Origin of the sequence: Nonomuraea sp. JJY05 (genome assembly GCF_043496855.1) — a bacterium.
Lineage (GTDB): Bacteria > Actinomycetota > Actinomycetes > Streptosporangiales > Streptosporangiaceae > Nonomuraea.
The window spans coordinates 100,279-120,151 of record NZ_JBIEIS010000013.1; the positions used below are offsets into that span (position 1 = coordinate 100,279).

Annotated in this window: 17 protein-coding genes and 1 tRNA gene; 6 read left to right on the plus strand and 12 right to left on the minus strand. The window is 69.4% G+C overall.

Features of this window, described 5'->3' with window-relative positions; genetic code table 11:
* From ACFKCF_RS22035 to ACFKCF_RS22065, 7 genes are all read right to left on the minus strand, one after another.
* Entirely contained in the window at positions 1–840 is an 840-nt protein-coding gene (locus tag ACFKCF_RS22035; RefSeq protein WP_394496188.1) for a 3'(2'),5'-bisphosphate nucleotidase CysQ, read from the minus strand.
* On the minus strand, positions 840–2,279 hold the full coding sequence (locus ACFKCF_RS22040; RefSeq protein ID WP_394496189.1) for a sugar transferase: 1,440 nt from the start codon (positions 2,277–2,279) through the stop codon (positions 840–842). Before ACFKCF_RS22040 ends, ACFKCF_RS22035 begins: the two co-directional genes overlap by 1 nt.
* A gap of 108 nt (positions 2,280–2,387) precedes the next feature.
* The gene (gene pth, locus ACFKCF_RS22045; protein ID WP_394496191.1) at positions 2,388–2,972 is read right to left on the minus strand and encodes an aminoacyl-tRNA hydrolase; all 585 of its coding nucleotides are present in this window, start codon (positions 2,970–2,972) and stop codon (positions 2,388–2,390) included.
* Between the two features lie 63 nt (positions 2,973–3,035).
* Positions 3,036–3,653, minus strand: a complete 618-nt coding sequence (locus tag ACFKCF_RS22050; protein ID WP_394496193.1) for a 50S ribosomal protein L25/general stress protein Ctc — start codon at positions 3,651–3,653, stop codon at positions 3,036–3,038.
* A 98-nt stretch (positions 3,654–3,751) separates the two neighbouring features.
* Entirely contained in the window at positions 3,752–4,729 is a 978-nt protein-coding gene (locus tag ACFKCF_RS22055) for a ribose-phosphate diphosphokinase (RefSeq protein ID WP_394496194.1), read from the minus strand.
* The gene (glmU, locus tag ACFKCF_RS22060) at positions 4,726–6,177 is read right to left on the minus strand and encodes a bifunctional UDP-N-acetylglucosamine diphosphorylase/glucosamine-1-phosphate N-acetyltransferase GlmU (protein WP_394496196.1); all 1,452 of its coding nucleotides are present in this window, start codon (positions 6,175–6,177) and stop codon (positions 4,726–4,728) included. Before glmU ends, ACFKCF_RS22055 begins: the two co-directional genes overlap by 4 nt.
* A gap of 125 nt (positions 6,178–6,302) precedes the next feature.
* Positions 6,303–6,374: transfer RNA gene (locus tag ACFKCF_RS22065), tRNA-Gln, on the minus strand.
* Between the two features lie 300 nt (positions 6,375–6,674).
* On the opposite strand from ACFKCF_RS22065, the gene ACFKCF_RS22070 reads away from it, so the two are divergent.
* From ACFKCF_RS22070 to ACFKCF_RS22085, 4 genes are all read left to right on the plus strand, one after another.
* Positions 6,675–7,613 (plus strand): acyl-CoA desaturase, encoded by a 939-nt coding sequence (locus ACFKCF_RS22070; RefSeq protein ID WP_394496198.1) that lies wholly within the window; start codon positions 6,675–6,677, stop codon positions 7,611–7,613.
* 79 nt (positions 7,614–7,692) lie between these two features.
* Positions 7,693–8,616, plus strand: a complete 924-nt coding sequence (locus ACFKCF_RS22075; RefSeq protein ID WP_394496455.1) for a TetR family transcriptional regulator — start codon at positions 7,693–7,695, stop codon at positions 8,614–8,616.
* A 197-nt stretch (positions 8,617–8,813) separates the two neighbouring features.
* On the plus strand, positions 8,814–10,874 hold the full coding sequence (locus tag ACFKCF_RS22080; protein ID WP_394496200.1) for an RNA degradosome polyphosphate kinase: 2,061 nt from the start codon (positions 8,814–8,816) through the stop codon (positions 10,872–10,874).
* Positions 10,864–11,697, plus strand: coding sequence for an NUDIX domain-containing protein (locus ACFKCF_RS22085; protein ID WP_394496202.1), 834 nt, complete (start codon positions 10,864–10,866; stop codon positions 11,695–11,697). The genes ACFKCF_RS22080 and ACFKCF_RS22085 overlap by 11 nt, the downstream gene beginning before the upstream one ends.
* 13 nt (positions 11,698–11,710) lie before the next feature.
* Here the strand turns inward: ACFKCF_RS22085 and ACFKCF_RS22090 are convergent, their stop codons facing one another.
* From ACFKCF_RS22090 to ACFKCF_RS22105, 4 genes are read right to left on the minus strand one after another with little or no spacing between them, the layout of a single operon-like run.
* The gene (locus ACFKCF_RS22090) at positions 11,711–12,886 is read right to left on the minus strand and encodes a cytochrome P450 (RefSeq protein ID WP_394496204.1); all 1,176 of its coding nucleotides are present in this window, start codon (positions 12,884–12,886) and stop codon (positions 11,711–11,713) included.
* The gene (locus ACFKCF_RS22095) at positions 12,883–14,361 is read right to left on the minus strand and encodes a CHAD domain-containing protein (RefSeq protein ID WP_394496206.1); all 1,479 of its coding nucleotides are present in this window, start codon (positions 14,359–14,361) and stop codon (positions 12,883–12,885) included. The genes ACFKCF_RS22090 and ACFKCF_RS22095 overlap by 4 nt, the downstream gene beginning before the upstream one ends.
* Before the next feature lie 52 nt (positions 14,362–14,413).
* A complete protein-coding gene (locus tag ACFKCF_RS22100; protein WP_394496207.1) occupies positions 14,414–14,752 on the minus strand; it encodes a glyoxalase in 339 nt (112 codons plus the stop codon).
* A complete protein-coding gene (locus ACFKCF_RS22105; RefSeq protein ID WP_394496209.1) occupies positions 14,749–15,519 on the minus strand; it encodes a trans-aconitate 2-methyltransferase in 771 nt (256 codons plus the stop codon). The genes ACFKCF_RS22100 and ACFKCF_RS22105 overlap by 4 nt, the downstream gene beginning before the upstream one ends.
* 57 nt (positions 15,520–15,576) lie before the next feature.
* On the opposite strand from ACFKCF_RS22105, the gene ACFKCF_RS22110 reads away from it, so the two are divergent.
* On the plus strand, positions 15,577–16,083 hold the full coding sequence (locus ACFKCF_RS22110; protein ID WP_394496210.1) for a MarR family winged helix-turn-helix transcriptional regulator: 507 nt from the start codon (positions 15,577–15,579) through the stop codon (positions 16,081–16,083).
* A 247-nt stretch (positions 16,084–16,330) separates the two neighbouring features.
* Here ACFKCF_RS22110 and ACFKCF_RS22115 read toward each other — a convergent pair whose 3' ends face one another.
* Positions 16,331–18,151, minus strand: coding sequence for an ABC-F family ATP-binding cassette domain-containing protein (locus tag ACFKCF_RS22115; protein ID WP_394496212.1), 1,821 nt, complete (start codon positions 18,149–18,151; stop codon positions 16,331–16,333).
* 538 nt (positions 18,152–18,689) lie between these two features.
* Here ACFKCF_RS22115 and ACFKCF_RS22120 point away from each other — a divergent pair.
* Complete coding sequence (locus ACFKCF_RS22120; protein ID WP_394496213.1) at positions 18,690–19,592, plus strand: 4-(cytidine 5'-diphospho)-2-C-methyl-D-erythritol kinase; 903 nt, start codon at positions 18,690–18,692, stop codon at positions 19,590–19,592.
* Positions 19,593–19,873 lie beyond the last annotated feature (281 nt).

Below are 19,873 nucleotides of genomic sequence, written 5' to 3' on the forward strand. Positions count from 1 at the left end.
TTAGCGGTGCAGGTCCCGAATCCCGCTGAGCAGCGATGTCGCTAGCTCAGGTAGGGAAACCAGGATATCCGGTAGTGACGGGTCGGCTTGGTTGTAGGTCAGCTCGGAGCCGTCGATCCGGCTCGCGTGAACCCCGGCGGCCTGGGCGACGGCGACCGGCGCGGCGGAATCCCACTCGTACTGGCCCCCGGCGTGTACGTACGCCTCGACCTCGCCGGTGAGCACCGCCGAGATCTTCGCCCCGGCGGACCCGATGGGGACCAGGTCGGCTCCGACGAGGAAGGCCAGCCTGCGCACGAACTCCGGCGGCCGAGTACGGCTCACCGCGATGCGGAAGCGCCCCCCGTCGAAGGAGGGCGGCTTGGGCGGCTCCGAGGTGGTCAGCGTGCGGCCCTGGGCGGGCAGCGCCACGGCGCCCGCGGTCAGCCTGCCGCCCTCCCACAGCGCCACGTGCACGGCCCAGTCGGACCGGCCCTCCGCTGCGCTTATGGTCGCGCTCCCTTCGGCCCCGTCTTGGTTACGCAAGCTGCCGCTTCCGGTGCCGGCTCGCCGCTCCGCGAACTCGCGGGTGCCGTCGAGGGGGTCCACGATCCACACCCGGGGCGCGCTGAGCCGGCGCGGGTCGAGCCGCTCCTCACGGGTGGCCTCCTCCGACAGCACGCTGTCGCTGGGACGGAGCCTGGCCAGCGACTCCATGAGGAAGACGTGGGAGGCCCGGTCGCCCTCCGCGCGCAGGGCGGAGGAGTCGCCGAACCCGGTGCGCTCGCGAATGCGCAGCAGCCGCTCGCCCGCCTCGGTGGCCAGATCGGCGGCAAGTGAGTGGTCGTCGCGAATCGTCATCAATAAGCTCCTTGCCCGCGGGCGACGGCCGACCAAGTCTTCCACAGGATCTGGAGGTCGAGCGTGAGGGACCAGTTCTCCACGTAACGCAGGTCGAGGCGTACGGATTCCTCCCACGATAGGTCAGATCTACCACTGACCTGCCACAGGCCCGTCATCCCGGGGCGGACCAGGAGCCGTCTGCGCACGTCGTCGCCGTAGCGCGCCACCTCCTCCGGCAGCGGCGGCCGGGGGCCGACGAGTGACATGTGGCCGCGCACGACGTTGATGAGCTGTGGCAGCTCGTCCAGCGAGGTGCGGCGCATCCACGTGCCGAGCGGTGTGACCCGGGGATCGTTCCTGATCTTGAAGAGCACGCTGTCGCGGTCGCTGACCAAGGTGATCTTCTGTTGCTCGGAGCCGCGCCGCATGGTGCGGAACTTCAGGATCGTGAACAGCTTCCCGTCCCTGCCGACCCTGGTCTGCCGGAAGAGCGCGGGCCCGGGACTCGTCACGCGTACGGCCACCGCCAGGCCCACCAGCAGCGGCGCGAGCAGCACCAGCAGCGCGACGGCGACGAGGCGGTCGAAGATGTTCTTGACGAGTTTCCTGGCCCCGCCCAGCTCGGGATGCTCGACGTGCAGGAGCGGCAGCCCGGCGGCCGGTCTGATCATGGTGCGCGGGCCCGCCACGTCCATCAGCGCCGGGGCGACCACCAGCTCGGTGTGGGTGCGCTCCAGCCGCCAGGCCAGCCGCCGCAGCGCCTGCCCGTCCATCTCGGGACAGGCCAGCACGGCCACGGTGTCGGCGCGGAACTGGTCGACCACGATCGGCACGTCGCTGAGGTCGCCGGCGACCGGCACCTCGCCCACGAAGTCGCCCGGCGTGCCCCCCGGCAGGCAGGCGGCCACGACGTCCATGCCGTGGTAGCGCTCCTTCTGGAACAGCCGCACCAGCTCCTCGACGGAGGCCGCGTGCCCGACGGCGACCACCTTGCGCATGCACTCGCCCGCCGCCCTGCGCCGGTGCAGGGAGCGGCGCAGGGCGTACCTGAGGACCAGGGTGAGCAGCGTGACCAGCGGCAGCGCGAGCACGACGTAGCCCCGGGCGACGTCGGTCTTGGTCAGGTAGGAGCCGATGGCCGTGCCCGCGGTCAGCGCGACGCCCGACTGCACGACCCGGCGGAACTCCTCGGAGCCGACGCCGAGCATGCGCGGCTCGTACGCGCGGTTGAGCGCCACCGCGAACGCCCACACCACCGGCAGGGCCAGGCTGACCAGCAGGTACGGCAGCACGTACGGCGTGAGCTCGCCGAAGCGCACGTAGAAGGCGAGCCCGGACCCCACCCAGGCCCCGCAGAGGTCGCCCAGCACCGCGCGGAAGCGATAGGAGCGGACCCAGGTAGGCGTGCGCGGGCTGACTCGCCAGGAGGCCACATGGCCCGGTCCGACGACGGCCATGAAGCCCTCACCCCGCACGCATGCCTCCAGGTGACCATTCCTGAACGGACAGTCACAGATGGTAGCTGCGAGAGAGGCAGAGAACCGGCGAACGGACCTATGTGGCGATCAGCGTGGAGGGCCCGAAATATGCAGATCAGACCGGTGGAAGTCGTTCTGGGTGACTTCCAGGCCGCGAGCCATCAGCGACTCCACGACGTCGGCCGCCCGGTCCACGAGGAAGGGCAGGTCCTTGCGCTCCATGGTGGCGAAGTCGCGCAGCACGAAGGAGGCGGGGTCCATGCGCCCGGGCGGGCGCCCGATGCCGAAGCGGACCCGCAGGTAGTCGCGGGTGCCGAGGACCTTGGTGATCGACTTGAGGCCGTTGTGGCCGTTGTCGCCGCCGCCGAGCTTGGCCCTGAGGGCGCCGTACGGCACGTCGAGCTCGTCGTGGACGACGATCAGCCGCTCGGGGCCGATCTTGTAGAAGTCGGAGAGCGCCTTGACGGGCCCGCCGGAGAGGTTCATGTAGGTGAGGGGCTTGGCCAGGATGGCGGTGCTGGTCTCGCACACCTCAGCCCTGCTCTTGTGCGCCTTGAACCGCCCGCCGGCCCTGGCGGCGAGTTCGTCGAGCACCATGAAGCCCGCGTTGTGCCGGTTGCCCGCGTATTCGGGCCCGGGATTGCCCAGGCCGGCGATCAGCCAGCGATCCATCTGCACCCCCTACAGCGGAACGGGGCGGCTCGAGTCCGGCCGCCCCGTTCACGAATCGGACCGTTACTCGGCGGGAGCCTCGGCGGTCTCGGCGGCCTCGGCGACCGCACCCTCGGCGGCCTCCTCGCCCTCCTCCGGCACCTCGACCGGCTTGGCGCTCACCTGGAGCACGACGACCTCGGGGTCGGCGGCCAGCGTGGCGCCCTTCGGCAGCGTGAGCTGCCCGGCCGTGATGGCGGTGCCGACCTCCAGGCCCTCGACGTCGACCTCGACGCCGGTCGGGATGTGGGTGGCCTCGGCCTCGACGGCGATGGCGACGAGCTGCTGGTCGAGCAGGCCGTCGGTGTGGACGTCGCCGACCGTGGTGACCGGGATCTCGACCGTGACCTTCTCGCCGCGCTTGACCAGCAGCAGGTCGACGTGCTCGACGAAGCCCTTGATCGGGTCGCGCTGCACGCCCTTGGGCAGGGCCAGCTCGTCGACGCCCTCACCCTTGAGGTGGATCAGCACGTTGGGCGTGCGGAGCGCGAGGAGCACCTCGTGGCCGGGCAGGGTCAGGTGCTTGGGGTCGATGCCATGCCCGTAGAGAACGGCGGGCACCTTGTCGGCGCGGCGGATCTTGCGGGCGGCGCCCTTGCCGAACACGGTGCGGGGCTCGGCGGCGATACGTACTTCGGACACGACATCTCCTAGGGATGCTTGGGTCGGTGGGTGTCGGCGCTCTCCCTCACTCGCCCTAGCGAAAGGCGTTACGAGCGCAACCGTGCCAGTCTACTTGGTCAGGTGTCACCCTCGAACAAGCTCGTGACCGAGCCGTCCTGGAAGACCTCGGTGATCGCGCGGGCGATGAGCGGCGCGATCGACAGCACCGTCAGCTTGTCGAACCTGTTGGCCTCGGCCAGCGGCAGCGTGTTGGTGACGATGACCTCGGAGATCCGGGAGTTCTTCAGCCGGTCGACCGCCGGGTCGGAGAAGACCGCGTGGGTGGCGGCGACGATCACGTTGGTGGCGCCCTGCTCGTAGAGGGCGTCGGCGGCCTTGCAGATGGTGCCGGCGGTGTCGATCATGTCGTCGATCAGCACGCAGGTGCGGCCGCGGACCCGTCCGACGACCTCGCTGACCTTCACCTGGTTGGCCACGTCGAGGTCGCGGCGCTTGTGGATGAACGCCAGCGGCGTGCCGAGCGTGTCGGCCCAGCGCTCCGACAGCCGGACGCGGCCGGTGTCGGGCGAGACGATGGTGGTGTTCTCCAGGTCGAGCTTGTTCTTGAGGTAGCTCTCCAGCACCGGCATCGCGAACAGGTGGTCGACCGGGCCGTCGAAGAAGCCCTGGATCTGGGAGGTGTGCAGGTCGATCGACATCAGCCGGTCGGCGCCCGCGGTCTTGAACATGTCGGCCATCAGCCGGGCCGTGATGGGCTCGCGGCCCCGGCCCTTCTTGTCCTGGCGGGCGTAGCCGTAGAACGGCATGACCACGGTGATGCGCTTGGCGGAGGCCCGCTTCAGCGCGTCGACCATGATCAGCTGTTCCATGATCCACTTGTTGATGGGTGCGGTGTGGCTCTGGATGACGAAGGCGTCGCAGCCGCGTACGGACTCCAGATAGCGGGCGTAGATCTCGCCGTTGGCGAAGTCGATCAGCTTGGTGGGGGTGAGGGAGACGCCGACGTGCTGAGCCACCTCCTCGGCGAGCTCAGGGTAGGCCCGGCCGGAGAAGAGCATGAGGTTCTTCTCGCCCGGCTGTTTGATGCTGCTCACTTGCCACTCTCCTGCTGCTCTTGCTCGGCCAGCGCCCGCTGGGCGGCCGCGGCCGACTTCGTGCCCGCGCGCCTGCGCAAGACCCATTTCTCGATGTTGCGCTGCCGCGCACGCGCCACGCCGATGGCGCCGGGAGGCACGTCGTCGACGATCACCGAACCCGCCGCCGTGTAGGCCCCGTCATTGACCGTGACCGGGGCGACGAGCATGGTGTCGCAGCCGACGAACGCACCGTCGCGAATGGTCGTCTGGTGCTTGTTGACCCCGTCGTAGTTGACGAAGACGGTGGAGGCGCCGATGTTGACGTCGTCGCCGATCGTGGCGTCTCCCGCGTAGGACAGGTGGGGCACCTTGGAGCGCTCGCCGACCTTGGTGTTCTTCATCTCGACGAACGTGCCGGCCTTGGACTTGCGGCCGAGCACCGTGCCGGGGCGGAGGTAGGCGTAGGGACCGACGTTGACCTCGGGACCGATGTCGGCGCTGTCGCAGACGGCGTTGCGGACGACGGCGCCTTCGCCGACGCGGGTGTCGGTCAGCGTGGTGGCGGGGCCGACCTCGGCACCGGTCTCGATCACGGTGTCGCCGTGGAGCTGGGTGCCGGGGTGGATGACCGTGTCGGGCGCGATCCGCACGCCGACGTCGATCCAGGTGCTGCCGGGGTCGATGATCGTCACCCCGGCGCGCATGTGGTCTTCGAGCAGGCGCTGGTTGAGCACCTTGCGGGCGGCGGCGAGCTGCACGCGGTCGTTGACGCCCTCGACCTCGACGAAGTCGCCCGCGACGCAGGCGCCGACCCGGTGGCCGTCGCCGCGCAGGATGGCCAGGACGTCGGTGAGGTATTCCTCGCCCTGGGCGTTGTCGGTGGACACCCGCTTGACGGCGTCGGCGAGCAGCGAGCCGTCGAAGGCGTAGATCCCGGAGTTCATCTCCTTGATGGCGCGCTGCTCCGGGCTGGCGTCCTTGTCCTCGACGATCTCCAGCACGGCGCCGCTCTCGTCGCGGATGATCCGCCCGTAGCCGGTCGGGTCGGGCACGTTGGCCGTCAGCACGGTGACCGCGTTGCCCTCGGCCTCGTGCCGTTCGAGCAGCTCGGCGAGGGTCTGCGGGCGCATGAGGGGCACGTCCCCGTACGTGACCAGCACTGTGCCGGAGATCACGCCGACCTCTTCGAGCACGGTGCGGACCGCGTGGCCGGTGCCACGCTGCTCATGCTGGACGACGGCGCGCGCGTCGGGACTGGTGGCGGCCAGGTGGCCGCCGACCCGCTCGAGCGCGTGGCCGATGACGACGATCAGCTGCTCGGGACCGAGGCCCCGGGCGGCTGCGAGCATGTGGTCGACCAGCGCACGGCCACATAGCTCGTGCAGGACCTTGGGGGTCTGGCTCTTCATCCGGGTGCCCTCGCCGGCGGCGAGGACGATGACGGCTGCCGGGCGCGGCACACTCACGGACTGCGGCTCCCTGTGACTGGACGGATCAGGGCAATTGGTACGTCTACCGCACCGCTACCCTCCCGACACCGTGAGGATACCTGGCCGCACCCCGAACATTCGCGCCGGGGAGCACGTCACAGCTCCCGGAAGAGGACTCGAACCCCTACAAAGTGGACCAAAACCACTTGTCCTGCCGATTAGACGATCCGGGACAGATCGGACACGTGGCGTCCGACACATCCCTACGATACCGATCCCGCACCCCGGCGCGCGCCCGTAATTGCGCCCCGCACCCGGCTCGGACGCGAAGCCCCAGGTAGTGGCGGGTGCGCGGCACGCCGACCGCATAACAGACCGCCCTAAATGGCGCAAGGCACGAACCCCACCCACCTTGTTCTGCAGAGCGTCATGTTCCCCACATTCACGGCTTAGGGCTTCCTTACTTACGCTGGCGTAGGTTACGGTGGCGTAGCCCGGACATACATCCTCATACATGCCGTTGGAGGTCGTCCATGACCGTTGTCGCCGAGCGTTCAGCCCCGACGCCGAAGCCCGAATTCGAGCCCGAGCCCAGATCCAAGGCAGAACTCGTCACCTTCGCACTCGTCGTCGGGCTGCCGCTGATCGCGATCGCGGCCGCGGTGCCGTTCGCGTGGGGATGGGGTCTCGGCTGGACGGACATCGCCATCTCCTTCGTCTTCTACGTGGTCTCCGGGCTCGGCGTGACCGTGGGCCTGCACCGCTACTTCACCCACGGCTCGTTCAAGGCCAAGCGGCCGCTGAAGATCGCGCTGGGCATCGCGGGCAGCCTGTCGCTGGAGATGTCCGTACTCGACTGGGTGGCCACGCACCGCAAGCACCACAAGTTCTCCGACAAGGAGGGCGACCCGCACTCGCCGTGGCGCTTCGGCCCCGGCTTCAAGTCCCTGTCCAAGGGCCTCATGTACGCCCACATGGGCTGGCTGTTCGAGAGTGAGCGGACCAACCGGGAGAAGTACGCTCCCGACCTGGTCAAGGACCCCGACATCATGAAGCTGCACAAGTGGTTCGGCCCGATCGCCCTCACCTCCATCGTGCTCCCCGGCGTGCTCGGCGGGCTCCTCACCTGGTCCTGGCAGGGCGCGCTGACCGCGCTGTTCTGGGGCTCGCTCATCCGCATCGGCCTGCTGCACCACGTGACCTGGTCGATCAACTCCATCTGCCACGTCTTCGGCGAGGAGGAGTTCCAGGTGCGCGACAAGTCGCGCAACGTCTGGTGGCTGGCCATCCCGTCCTTCGGCGAGTCCTGGCACAACCTGCACCACTCCGACCCGACCTGCGCCCGGCACGGGGCGCTGAAGGGCCAGATCGACCTGAGCGCCGGCCTCATCCGGATCTTCGAGAAGCTCGGCTGGGTGTACGACGTCCGCTGGCCGACGCCTGAACGGCTGGCGGCGAAGCGCATTGCCTGACGTAGATCAGCCGGTGAACGGCCACGCACCCGTGGCCGTCATTATGGAAACCGTGACCGAACCCCCAACTCGCAGGCGCATGTCCGGTAGCGAGCGTAGAGAGCAGCTGATCCGCATCAGCCGCACCCTCTTCGCGGAGAAGGGGTTCGACGGGACCTCTATCGAGGAAATCGCAGCTACCGCACAGGTGTCGAAACCCGTGGTATACGAGCATTTCGGCGGCAAGGAAGGCGTCTACGCGGTCGTCGTGGACCGCGAGATGCAGAAGCTCCTCGGCATGATCACCGAGGCGCTGGCCGCGTCCCATTCGCTGATCAAACTGGAGCGGGCCGCGCTGGCGCTGCTCCAGTACATCGAGGAGAGCAGCGAGGGCTTCCGCATCCTGGTGCGCGACTCCCACGCCGCCTCCGGCACCGGCTCGTTCGCGAGCCTCATCAGCGAGATCGCCAGCCAGGTCGAGGACGTCCTCGCCGACGAGTTCGCCTCCCGCGGCTACGACCCCAAGCTCGCGCCCATGTACGCCCAGATGCTGGTCGGCATGGTCGCGCTGACCGGGCAGTGGTGGCTCGACGTCCGCAAGCCGGGCCGCGAGGAGGTCGCCGCCCACCTGGTCAACCTGGCCTGGAACGGCCTGACCGGGCTCAACCCCCACCCGGCCATCACCGCCGCCTCCCGCGAGCAGCCCGTCTCCGTCCCCGCCCCGGGCCCCGTCCCCGCCAAGCCGCGTACGAACGAGAAGGAGCTGCGCGAGCTGGAGAAGGCGCGCGAGAAGGAGCTCAAGGAGGCCGAGAAGGCGCGGGTGCGGGAGTTCAAGGAGGCGGAGAAGGCGCGGGTGCGGGACCTCAAGGAGCGGGAGCGGCTGCTCAAGGAGGCCGAGAAGGAGCGCGAGCGGGTGCTGAAGGAGGCGGAGAAGGCGCGGGAGCGCGAGGAGAAGATCCGCCAGCGCGAGGCCCGCCTCGCCGAACGCACGGCCCGCCTGGAACAGGCGGACCACCCGGAATAGCCCCCGATCCCCTGGGGCTCCAAGCGCGTCTCCCCGACGTCGGCAGCGGGGGCGCGTTCGGGAAGACGGTCCCGCGGTGGGCTTGAACAGGGGGGATGTCTTGAGTGACGATTGGGTTGAGCGTGGTTGACTTTCCGGGATAAGCCGTTGCGACCGCGTTAACGTTCTGTTCAACCAAACGGGGCAATATAGGCCATATGTCCGCGGAACCGTTCCAACCCGCCAACGACCTGCCCCTGCCTCAGGAGCGGTTTCTCAATCGTGAAGAGAGCTGGCTCCAGTTCAACGAGCGCGTGCTCGATCTGGCCGAGGATCCGTCGACGCCCCTTCTGGAGCGGGTGCGCTTCCTGGCGATCTTCGCCAGCAACCTCGACGAGTTCTTCCGGGTACGGGTCGCGGGCCTGAAACGGCGCATGGCCACGGGCCTGCTGCTGCGTACCAAGAGCGGGTTGAAGCCGCGCGAGGAGCTGGCCAGGATCGCCACGATCGCGGACGATCTGGCCAGGCGGCACGCCGCGGCCTTCCACCACCACATCTCCCCCCAGCTGGCCGCCGAGGGCATCGAGATCGTCAGGTGGGACGAGCTGGGCCGCGAGGAGCGTACGGAGCTGCGCAAGCTGTTCAGGGAGCGGATCAGGCCCGTGCTGACGCCGCTGGCCGTGGACCCCGCGCACCCCTTCCCCTACATCTCCGGGCTCAGCCTGAACCTCGCGGTCCTGGTGCGGAATCCGGCGACCGATCACACGGTTTTCGCGCGGGTCAAGGTCCCGTCGCAGTTGCCGCGGTTCGTGCAGGCCTCGAAGGACCGGTTCGTCCCTCTTGAGGATGTGATCGCGGCCCACCTGGGGCAGCTCTTCAAGGGCATGGAGATCCTCCAGCACCACGTCTTCCGCGTCACCAGGAACGAGGACCTCGACGTCGACGAGGACGTCACCGAGAACCTCATGCAGGCCCTGGAGAAGGAGCTGCTCAAGCGGCGGTTCGGCCCGCCCGTGCGGCTCGAGGTCGAGGACACGATCACCCCGGAGGTGCTGGCGCCGCTGATCGAGGAGCTGGAGCTGGCGCCGCACGAGATCTACCGGCTGCCCGGGCCGCTCGATCTGTCGGGCCTGCACGCCATCGCCGATCTCGACCGGGGTGAGCTGAGCTACCGGCCGTTCGTGCCCGCCGAGGTGATCAGCGCCGAGGACGACCTCTTCTCGATCCTGCGCGAGCGCGACGTGCTGCTGCACCACCCGTACGACTCGTTCGCCACCAGCGTGCAGCGCTTCATCGAGGTGGCCGCGGCAGACCCCCGGGTCCTGGCGATCAAGCAGACCCTCTACCGCACCAGCGGCGAGTCCCCCATCGTGGACGCGCTGATCGACGCGGCCGAGGCGGGCAAGCAGGTCGTCGTGGTCGTGGAGATCAAGGCCCGTTTCGACGAGCACGCGAACATCTCCTGGGCGCGCAAGCTGGAGCGGGCCGGCTGCCACGTCGTCTACGGCGTGGTCGGGCTGAAGACCCACTGCAAGCTCGCGCTCGTGGTCCGCCAGGAGGCCTCGGGCGAGCTGCGCCGCTACTGCCACATCGGCACCGGCAACTACAACCCGAAGACCGCCCGTCAGTACGAGGACTTCGGCCTGCTCACGGCCGACCCGCTGGTCGGCGAGGACGTGACGGACCTGTTCATCCACCTGACCGGCTACTCCAACCACTCCGCCTACCGGCGGCTGCTGGTCGCGCCCCACTCGATGCGCAGCGGGCTGCTGGCCAGGATCGAGCGGGAGATCGCCCACCAGGAGGCGGGGCGCCCGGCGCGGATCAGGATCAAGACGAACTCCCTGGTGGACGAGCCGATCATCGACGCCCTCTACCGGGCGTCCAGGGCGGGCGTGCCGGTGGACCTGTGGGTGCGGGGCATCTGCAGCCTCCGCCCCGGCATTCCAGATTTGTCCGAAAATATCCGCGTAAGGTCGGTCTTGGGGCGCTTTCTTGAGCACTCCCGGGTCTACGAGTTCGGCCTGGGCCGCCGGCCCGAGGTCTGGATCGGCAGCGCCGACCTCATGCGCAGAAACCTCGACCGCCGCGTCGAAGCCCTGGTCAAGGTGACCTCACCGCAGCACAAGGCCTATCTCATCGAGCTGATGGACCTGGCCATGGCCGAGACCACGAACGCGTGGGTGCTGCACTCCGACGGCACGTGGGCCCGCCACCCGGGCGAGGACCCGCAGAGTCGTCTCATCAGCACGCGCCGCTGGAGGACCGTTGACGACTGACCCGCTCCGCGCCGCCGGAGCCGTGGTCTGGAGGGGCGAGGAGAGCCGCCCCGAGGTAGCCGTCATCCACCGGCCCAACTACGACGACTGGACCTTCCCCAAGGGCAAGCTCAAGTCCGGCGAGCACGTGATCGCCGCCGCCCTGCGCGAGGTGCGGGAGGAGACCGGGCTGACCGTGCTGCTCGGCCGCGCGCTGCCGCCTGTCCACTACCTCAGCGCCGGGCGGCTCAAGCGGGTCGACTACTGGACGGCGCGGGTGGCCGCCGACGACGGGTTCTCCCCCGGTGACGAGGTGGACGAACTGCGCTGGCTGCCGTCGGAGGAGGCCAGGCGGCTGCTGACGTACGAGTGGGATCTGGGGCTGCTGCGCGCGCTGAGGGCGGCGCCGCTGGAAACCGTACCCCTCGTCCTCGTACGGCACGGCTCGGCCGGATCCAGGCACGAGTGGCAGGGCGACGACGCGCTGCGCCCGCTCGACACCGACGGCCAGTCGCAGGCGGCGCACCTGGCCACGGCGCTGCCCGCCTACCGGCCCGAGCTGCTGATCAGCTCCCCCAGCGCCCGATGCGTCCAGACCCTGGAGCCGTACGGGACCGAACTCAAGCTGGAGCCCCTCCTCAGCGAGGAGGGGCAGGACTCGCAGAAGACGCCTGCCATGGTCAGGGAGATCGCCGTGCCCGCGGCCGTGTGCAGCCACCGCAAGGTGCTGCCCGAGCTGATCAGATCGTTGAGCGGCAAGGACCTGCACCTGCGCAAGGGCGCGTTCGCCGTGCTGCAGCGGGTGGGCGGGCACGTCGTCAGCGTCGAGCGCTACGCGGCCTGACCGCCCGCGCCGCTCACCAGGCGACCGGCAGCTTCGCGAAGCCGTCGGCGATCCGCCCCTCGCTGCGGGGCAGCTCCTCGACGGGCACGGCCGTCCGCAGCGTGGGGAAGCGCTGGAACAGCCTGCTGAACACCGCCACCAGTTCGACCCTGGCCAGGCTGGCGCCGATGCAGAAGCGCGGGCCGTATCCGAAGCTCAGATGCGGGTCGGTCTGCGGACGGCGGATGTCGAACTCATCCGGATCCGGATAGATCCGCTCATCCCGGTTGGCCGCGCCCGGGGTGAGCACCACGGCCTCGCCCCGGCGGATCGTGTGGCCGCCGATCTCGATGTCCTCGTGGGCGTACCTGGGCAGGCCGTGCAGGCTCGGCGCGGCCATCCGCAGGATCTCCTCGACCGCGCCGGGCGCCAGCCCCGGATCGGCGATGAGCAGGTCGCGCTGGCCGGGGTTGGCGAGCAGGAGCAGCACGCCGAAGTCGATGCGGTTGACCGTGGTCTCGTGGCCGGCGAACAGCAGCGTGCCGGCGAGGTCGGCGATCCTCCCGTCGTCGTCCAGCTCGTTCGCCAGGTCGGACAGCACGTCCTCGGCCGGCTCGCGCCGCTTGCGCTCGATGAGCCCGGCCATGTACGCGCCCAGCTCCTCCCGCGCCGCCTGGCCCTTCTCCAGGTCCAGCATGTCGCCCAAGCGGTACGACACGCCCCCGAAGTAGTCCCTGTCCTCGTACGGCACGCCGAGGAGCCGGCAGATGACCAGCACCGGCAGCGGGAAGGAGAGCTCTGCGTGCAGGTCGACCGGCGGCGTCAGCTTGGCCAGGTGGTCGAGCCGCTCGTCCACGAGCGCGCCGACGTCGTCGCTGAGCGCCTTCATCCTGCGGGCCGAGAAGGATGGCATGAACAGCTTGCGCATGCGGTCGTGCTCGGCCTTCTCCGTGGCGATGTCGCCCTGGGGGCCGCCGAGTATGGCCGAGCCCGACAGTCTGGCGGCCTTCTCCGGCTCGGGATGCGAGCGTCCGAGCCGGGGGTCGTTGAACAGGCTGCGCGCGTCCTCGTAGCCGCTGACCAGCCAGACCTCGTCACCCGTCCGGGTGCGTACCTTCGCGATGCCCGCTTCGGCCCGCAGGTCGCGGTACGCGGCGGGCACCTCCAGCAGGCTGCCGCGCTCGAAGGGGATGGTGGGAAGGTTCCTCATAGAACCTTCATAACCGCCCCGACCGTCTCTGCCCAGACTCTGGGGAACTCCGCGTACGCCCGCTCGGCCGCGCTGCGCTCGATGCCGATGAGCACTCCGTACGTGAACGTGTCCTCGCCTGCCTGGCGGGCGCTCTCGGCCTCCTTCGCCAGCGTCTCCTGCGCCACCACGCCGTCCTGGTGCGCTCCCAGGACCTCCTGGACGTTCTCGGAAAGTTTGGCCAGCTTGCCCATGTTCGCACCGAGGGTGGGTTGGAGGGCTTCGGCGGTGTAACGAGCGCGTTTGGCGGCCTTGCGCACGTCATGCATGGCTATTTCGCGACGTTCCGGGTCTTCTATGGCCTGAGCGGTTTCGTAGGCCTTCGTCACCCGGTTCCAGCCGGCCGCCGCGATGGCGCTGAGCTTCTCCTGGGCGGGCTTGGCCGCCGCCTTCTGCAGCTTCGGGGCGGAGACGAGCTGATCGAGCGCGTTGAGGAGGGTGTAGTAGCGCTCGCCGCTGAGTGTCTCCTTGATGCGGCCGTACGCCTCCTGCTCGCGTTCGAGCAGATCCGTACCGAGCCTGGCCTGGATGGGGCCGTGGACCAGCTCGGGCTCCAGCCTCGCCAGCTCCTTGGCGAACCTGGCCCTGATCACCTCCAGGTCGCGGGCCTCGCCGAGCACGTTGCCGAGCCAGCGCAGCTCGTCCTGCAGCCGGGCGGTGTCGGCGACGACGCTCTTGAACGCCTTGAGCGCGCTGCGCATCCTGCGGGCGGCCACGCGCATCTGGTGGACGGCGTCGTCCTCGGCCCTGCGCACGCGGGGGTCCTGCGCGAGAAGGGCGTTGACCTGCCCGGCCAGGTAGGCGACGACGATCTCGCCCGCCGTTCCCGGCTCGGTGGGGGCCTTGGGGAGCGGGGCGGGTTCGAGCAGCTTGGCGAGTTTGCTGGCGACCGCCGAGGGCGTCGCGCCGGCCTTCCTCAGGCGCTTGCCGACCTTGGCGAGGACGGCCTGGCGATCGGGGGCGAGCAGCTCGGCCTCGACCTCGCGCCACCGTACGATCCTGGGCTCCGCCCCGAACACCGTGCCCTTGACGCGGTCGTCGGCGACCTCGACGAGCTTGACGCCGTCGTCGAGCAGGACGGTGACGCTCCTGCGGGTGTCCAGCTCGGCGACCGGCTGGAGTGGCGCGCCGCGGGTGTAGGCGCGGACGAGTTCGGCCAGTTCCTCGGGCACGACCTTGGTGCTGCGGGTCAGGGGATGAGTGATCTCCTGGCGCACGCCCTTGGCCTTGGGAAGCTTCAGGTGCCAGCCGGCATCGTCGCCACCTCGCCGCCGCCTGAGCGTGACGCCTCGGGCCGCCAGCCGCAGGTCGGCGGTGTCGTAATACAGAGCCACCAGCTGATGGCTCTTCGGGCCCATGACCTCGCCCAGACGGCTCAGGTCCGGAATCGCGTAGTCGGGAGGAACGTCGAACTTGTCCTCGATCTCGATGCCCACCACACCTCGCAAGAGTCCGATTTCGGAACATCATGCCACCCTGAGGTGAACATCACACGGCCTGCAGGAGCTCGATTCTGTTGCCGACGGGGTCCGCGAGATAGATCCGCCGGTAGCCGGGGAAGAGCAGGTCGGGCTCCATGCCGGTGGCGTACGCGTCGAGGTCGTCCACCAGGAAGGCAGGATGCGCCTTGCGCGCGGGCCTGAAGTCGTCCTCGATGCCAAGGTGGACCTCCACACCCTCGCCCCTGAACCATACCCCACCGCGTTTGGCCAGCTCCGGCGGCTTGGGCACCTCCCGCAGCCCCAGCACACCCTCGTAGAAGCGCCTCAACTCCGGTTCGCTGCCCCGGGGCGCGGCGAGCTGGACGTGATGCAGCGCTCTGATCATTTCTGCATCACCACGAAGATCCGCCGGAACAGGAAGGGCGTCCCGTAGCTCCTGGCCGGGTACGCCTCGGCGAGCGACTTGGCGAGGTCCTGCTTGAAGCGCCGCTGCTCGTCCGGGTCGAGCCGGTCGAAGAGCGGGCGCAGGGCGGTGCCGGAGACCCAGTCGAGCACCGGATTCTCACCCTGGAGCACGTGCGTGTAGGTCGTCTCCCACGCGTCCACCTGCGAACCACCGTGGTTGAGCAGGTCCAGATAGTCGAGGGGGTCGTCGACGGGTTGTGTCCTGAGGACGCCGTCGAGCTTGTCGGACCAGGCGCGGGAGGCACACAGCTCCCGGATGACGACGTGGCTGGGCGCGTCGAAGTTGCCCGGCACCTGGAACGCCAGCCAGCCTCCCGGGGCCAGATCTTCGACCCAGTGCTCCAGCACGTCGCGATGCTCCGGCACCCACTGCAGGACGGCGTTCGAGACGATCACGTCCATCGGCCGGTCGGGACGCCACGTGGCCACATCCGCCACCGCGAACCGCACCTTGGACCCCAGCCCGCGGGCCTTGGTGATCATCGCGGGCGAGGAGTCGTAACCCTCCACGGTCGCGCGGGGCCAGCGATTGGCCAGCTCAACGGTGAGTTCACCACTGCCGCAGCCCGCGTCCACGACATAATCGGGGTCCACCGCCCCGACTCTGGAGATCAGCTCGATGAACGGCCGCGACCGCTCGTCGGCGTAGACCGCGTACGTCACCGGGTCCCAAATATCTCTTGACATGAAGATAATTGATATCGAGAGAGATATCTCGATGTCAAGACAGTACACTCTTGTGTCATGACGGAGGATGCTAGAGACGAGGTCGACCGCCTCGTCGCGGCTTGGCGCGCGGAGCGCCCCGACCTCGACGTCGAGCCGCTCCAGGTGCTCTCCAGGGTGTCACGGCTGGCCAAGCATCTCGACCGGGCCAGGCGGGCGGCGTTCGCCGAGCACGACCTGGAGCCGTGGGAGTTCGACGTGCTGACGGCGCTGCGGCGGGCCGGCAAGCCGTACGAGCTCAGCCCCGGTGCCCTGCTGCGGGCCACGCTCGTCACCTCGGGGACGATGACCAACCGCATCGACCGGCTCGCCCAGGCCGGCCTGGTGCGCCGCCGCCCCGACCCCGAGGACCGCCGCGGCGTCCTGGTGTCCTTGACGGACCCGGGTCTCGCCCGCGTGGATGCCGCCTTCGCCGACCTGTTGCGGCGGGAACGCGAACTCCTGTCCGGCCTCGGCCCCGACGATCAGCGCACCCTCTCCAGCCTCCTCCGCACCCTCCTCGCCCCCTTCGACTCCCCCCACTAGCCCCGGCGACCCACCCGAGCAGGCATCACGCCCGCGCCGCGGCCCACCCTCCCTGGAGCCCCGCACACCACACCTCCCATCGGGCGGGTGTGCCGCCAAGCGCGCACCCACCCAAGCGGCCGACCACCATGCGCCGGGCGTGACGCAAAGCGCAGACGGTCGACCACCAAGAGCCACTCCGCCTCGCGTGACGTGAAGCGCCAGTCGCCCAAGCGCCCGACCACCACGCCCCGACGGATGCGAAGCGTCAGTCGCCCAGGCGGTCGGCGGCCTCGAGCCACTCCGCTTCGATCGTGTCCTTCTGGGCGGTGATCTCGCGCAGTTGGGCGTCCAGGGACCCCAGCTTCTCGTAGTCGCTGGCCGCATCGGCCATGGCCGCGTGGAGGCGGGACTCCTGGTCGCTCAGCTTGTCGAGCTGGCGTTCGAGGCGGTTGAGCTCCTTGCGCAGCTCGCGCTCTTCCTTGGCCGACAGCGCCGACAGCGCGTCCTTCCCCTGGTCGGGAACGGACGTGATCGCGACGGCGGCAGCGGACGGCTGCCCCACGGTGCCTACGCGGGCGGTCAGGGCCGTCCCGGCCGCGCGGCGTTCGAGGTATTCGTCCACCCCGCCGGGCAGGAACGAGAGCTTGCCGTCACCGAGCAGCGCCACGCAGCGATCGGTCACCCGCTCCAGGAAGTAGCGGTCGTGGCTCACCAGGACCAGCGTGCCCGGCCAGGCGTCCAGCAGGTCCTCGAGCTCGTTGAGCGTCTCGATGTCGAGGTCGTTGGTGGGCTCGTCGAGCAGCAGGACGTTGGGGTCGTCCATGAGGAGCCTGAGCAGCTGCAGCCGCCGCCGCTCACCGCCGGACAGGTCGCCGACGACCTTCCACTGCGCCTCGCCCTTGAACCCCAGGCGTTCGAGCAGCTGAGAGGCCGTCCACTCCCGCTTGCCGACCTGGAGGTACTTGCGTACCTCCTCCACCGACTCCAGCACCCGCCGCGCCGGATCCACCTCGGCCAGCTCCTGGGACAGGTGCGCCAGGCGTACCGTCTTGCCCTTGATCACGCGCCCGGAGTCGGGCACCACCGTGCCGGCGAGCAGGCGCAGCACCGACGACTTGCCGGAGCCGTTCACCCCGATCAGCCCGATGCGGTCGCCCGGGCCGAACTGCCACGTGAGATCGTCGAGCACCAGCGGCCCGCTGTCCGGCCCGCCAGCGTGCAGGGTGACGTCCTCAAGGTCGTAAACGGTCTTGCCGAGGCGGGCCGCGGCGAACTTCATCAGCTCGACGGTCTCGCGCGCCGGAGGCTCGTTCGCGATCAGGGCCTGGGCGGCCTCGATGCGGAACTTCGGCTTGGACGTGCGGGCCGGCGGACCGCGGCGCAGCCAGGCGATCTCCTTGCGCATGAGATTCTGGCGGCGCTCCTCGGCGGCCTGCGCGATCCGCGCCCGTTCGGCCTTCGCGAGCACATAAGCGGCATAGCCGCCCTCATACCGCTCGACCCGCCCGTCCACGACCTCCCACGTACGGCTCGACACGGCGTCGAGGAACCACCGGTCGTGCGTCACGGCCACCAGGGCGCTCTTCCTGGCGGCCAGATGCCCCGCCAGCCAGGCGATGGCCTCGATGTCGAGGTGGTTCGTGGGCTCGTCCAGCATGATCAGGTCGTGGTCGTCGATGAGCAGCCGCGCCAGCGCCGTACGCCTGCGCTCCCCACCGGACAGATCGCCGGCCCTGGCGTCGAGGTCGAGATCGCCGATCAGGTTGGCGAGGATCTCGCGTACGCCCTGATCGCCGGCCCACTCGTGCTCGGCCCTACCGCCGAGGACGAGCTCGCGCACGGCGGCGCCCGCGTCGAGCGTGTCCTGCTGCGACAGGAACCCGACCCGCAGGCCCCGGTTATGCGTGACCCGCCCCTTGTCGGGCCGCACCGCTCCCGCGATCACGGACAGGAGGGTCGTCTTCCCGCCCCCGTTGCGCCCGACGACACCGATGCGCTCGCCCGCCTCGACGCCCAGGGATACGTCGCTGAGGAGCGGCTTGGGCCCGTACGCATGGGAAACCGACTCAAGATTGACCAGATTCATGACCTCCCCAGGGTATCGGCTCCCCGCCCACCCGACGCCCGTTGGGAGGACTGCTTGCGGGCATCCTCGTAGACGGCGATGACCTCGGCGGGGGTCTCTTTGCCGAGTTTCTTCGGCGGCACACCGGCCTGATCGGGGTGATCATGGCGCACTCCCTGCGGGATGGCATAGCCACGTCCGACCGACAACGACCACACAAGGCTGGTCCGCCGACCTGGGCGGCCCCGAGGCGCTACCGCTCACGAAGGTCAACGAGCTCATCGCGGCCTTGCTGGGCCTGCAGATCAAAGGAGAGAACAGGATGCCAGCCGGGATGCTGCGCTTGTTGAGCCCGCTGACCAGGCCGTTCAACGAGGTCCTCGCCCGGCAGATTTCGAGCGGATGGGGGATTCGGGCAAATCTCTACGAACTTGACTCTGCGTGTTGAGGAGTTGGGCGTTCCCTAGGTCATCTTTCGAGAACCGCATGTCAGGGCGGCGTGCCTCGATAACATCGAGTGTCCTTGACCCCGGCAAGTGATGAGAGTGGCAGAAGATCGATGAGTTCGGTGACCGTACGTGTGCCCGCGAAGGTCAACGTACAGCTTTCTGTCGGCCCGCTCAGGGAAGATGGCTACCACGACCTGGTGAACGTCTTCCACGCAGTCTCGATCTTCGATGAGGTGGTAGCGAAGGAGTCCGAGTCGATCACCGTGGCGGTGAGCGGGAAATGGTCCGACCAGGTGCCGACCGATGAGAGCAACCTGGCGATCCGGGCCGCCCGGGCGCTCGCCAAGCACGCGGGTCGCACGTACGGTGCCGATCTGATCATCCAGAAGGACATCCCCGTGGCGGGCGGGATGGCGGGCGGCAGCGCTGACGCCGCCGGTGCGCTGGTGGCCTGCAACGAGCTGTGGGGTCTGGGGCTGCCGTTCGAAGACCTCATGGAGATCGCCGGAGACCTCGGCAGTGACGTCCCGTTCTCCCTGCTCGGGGGCACGGCGGTCGGCACCGGTCGCGGTGAGCAGCTGAGCGAACTGCCCACCGGGGGCACGTTTCACTGGGTGTTCGCGCTGGCGGACGGCGGGCTCTCCACGCCCAGCGTCTACGCCGAGTGCGACCGTCTCAGGGCAGCCGAAGGGGCCGAGGTGCCCTGGCCTCAGCTGGACAACTCCCTGATGGAGGCGCTGGGCATGGGCGACGCGTACTCCCTGGGCGCCCACCTGAGCAACGACCTGCAGTCGGCGGCGCTCAGCCTGAGGCCGGAACTCGCGCTCACCCTGGACGCCGGCCGCCAGCACGGGGCCCTGGGCGCGATCGTCTCGGGGTCGGGCCCGACGTGCGCCTTCCTGGCCATCGACGCCCTCCACGCCCGCGACCTGGCCCTCAGCCTGACCACCACAGGCGCCGCTCAAACAGCCGTAGCCGCCCACGGCCCGGTCCAGGGCGCCACACTGGCCTGACCTCCCCTTCCGGTGAAGCGGTTCTCGACCCACCACGAAGTGGGCGCTGCGCACACGACCGTAGCCGCCGCCCACTGCGCCACCCAGGGCGCCACACTGGTCTGATCCTCCCGCTCCGGCGAAGTGGTTCTCGACCTACCACGAAGTGGGCGCTGTGCACACGGTCGTAGCCGCCCATGGCCCCGCACAGGACACCGCCATGGCCTGACTGTCGACCTCCCGTGAAGTGGGCGCCGCCCACACGGCCGTAGCCGGCTACGGCCCTGTCCAGGGAGCCGCCC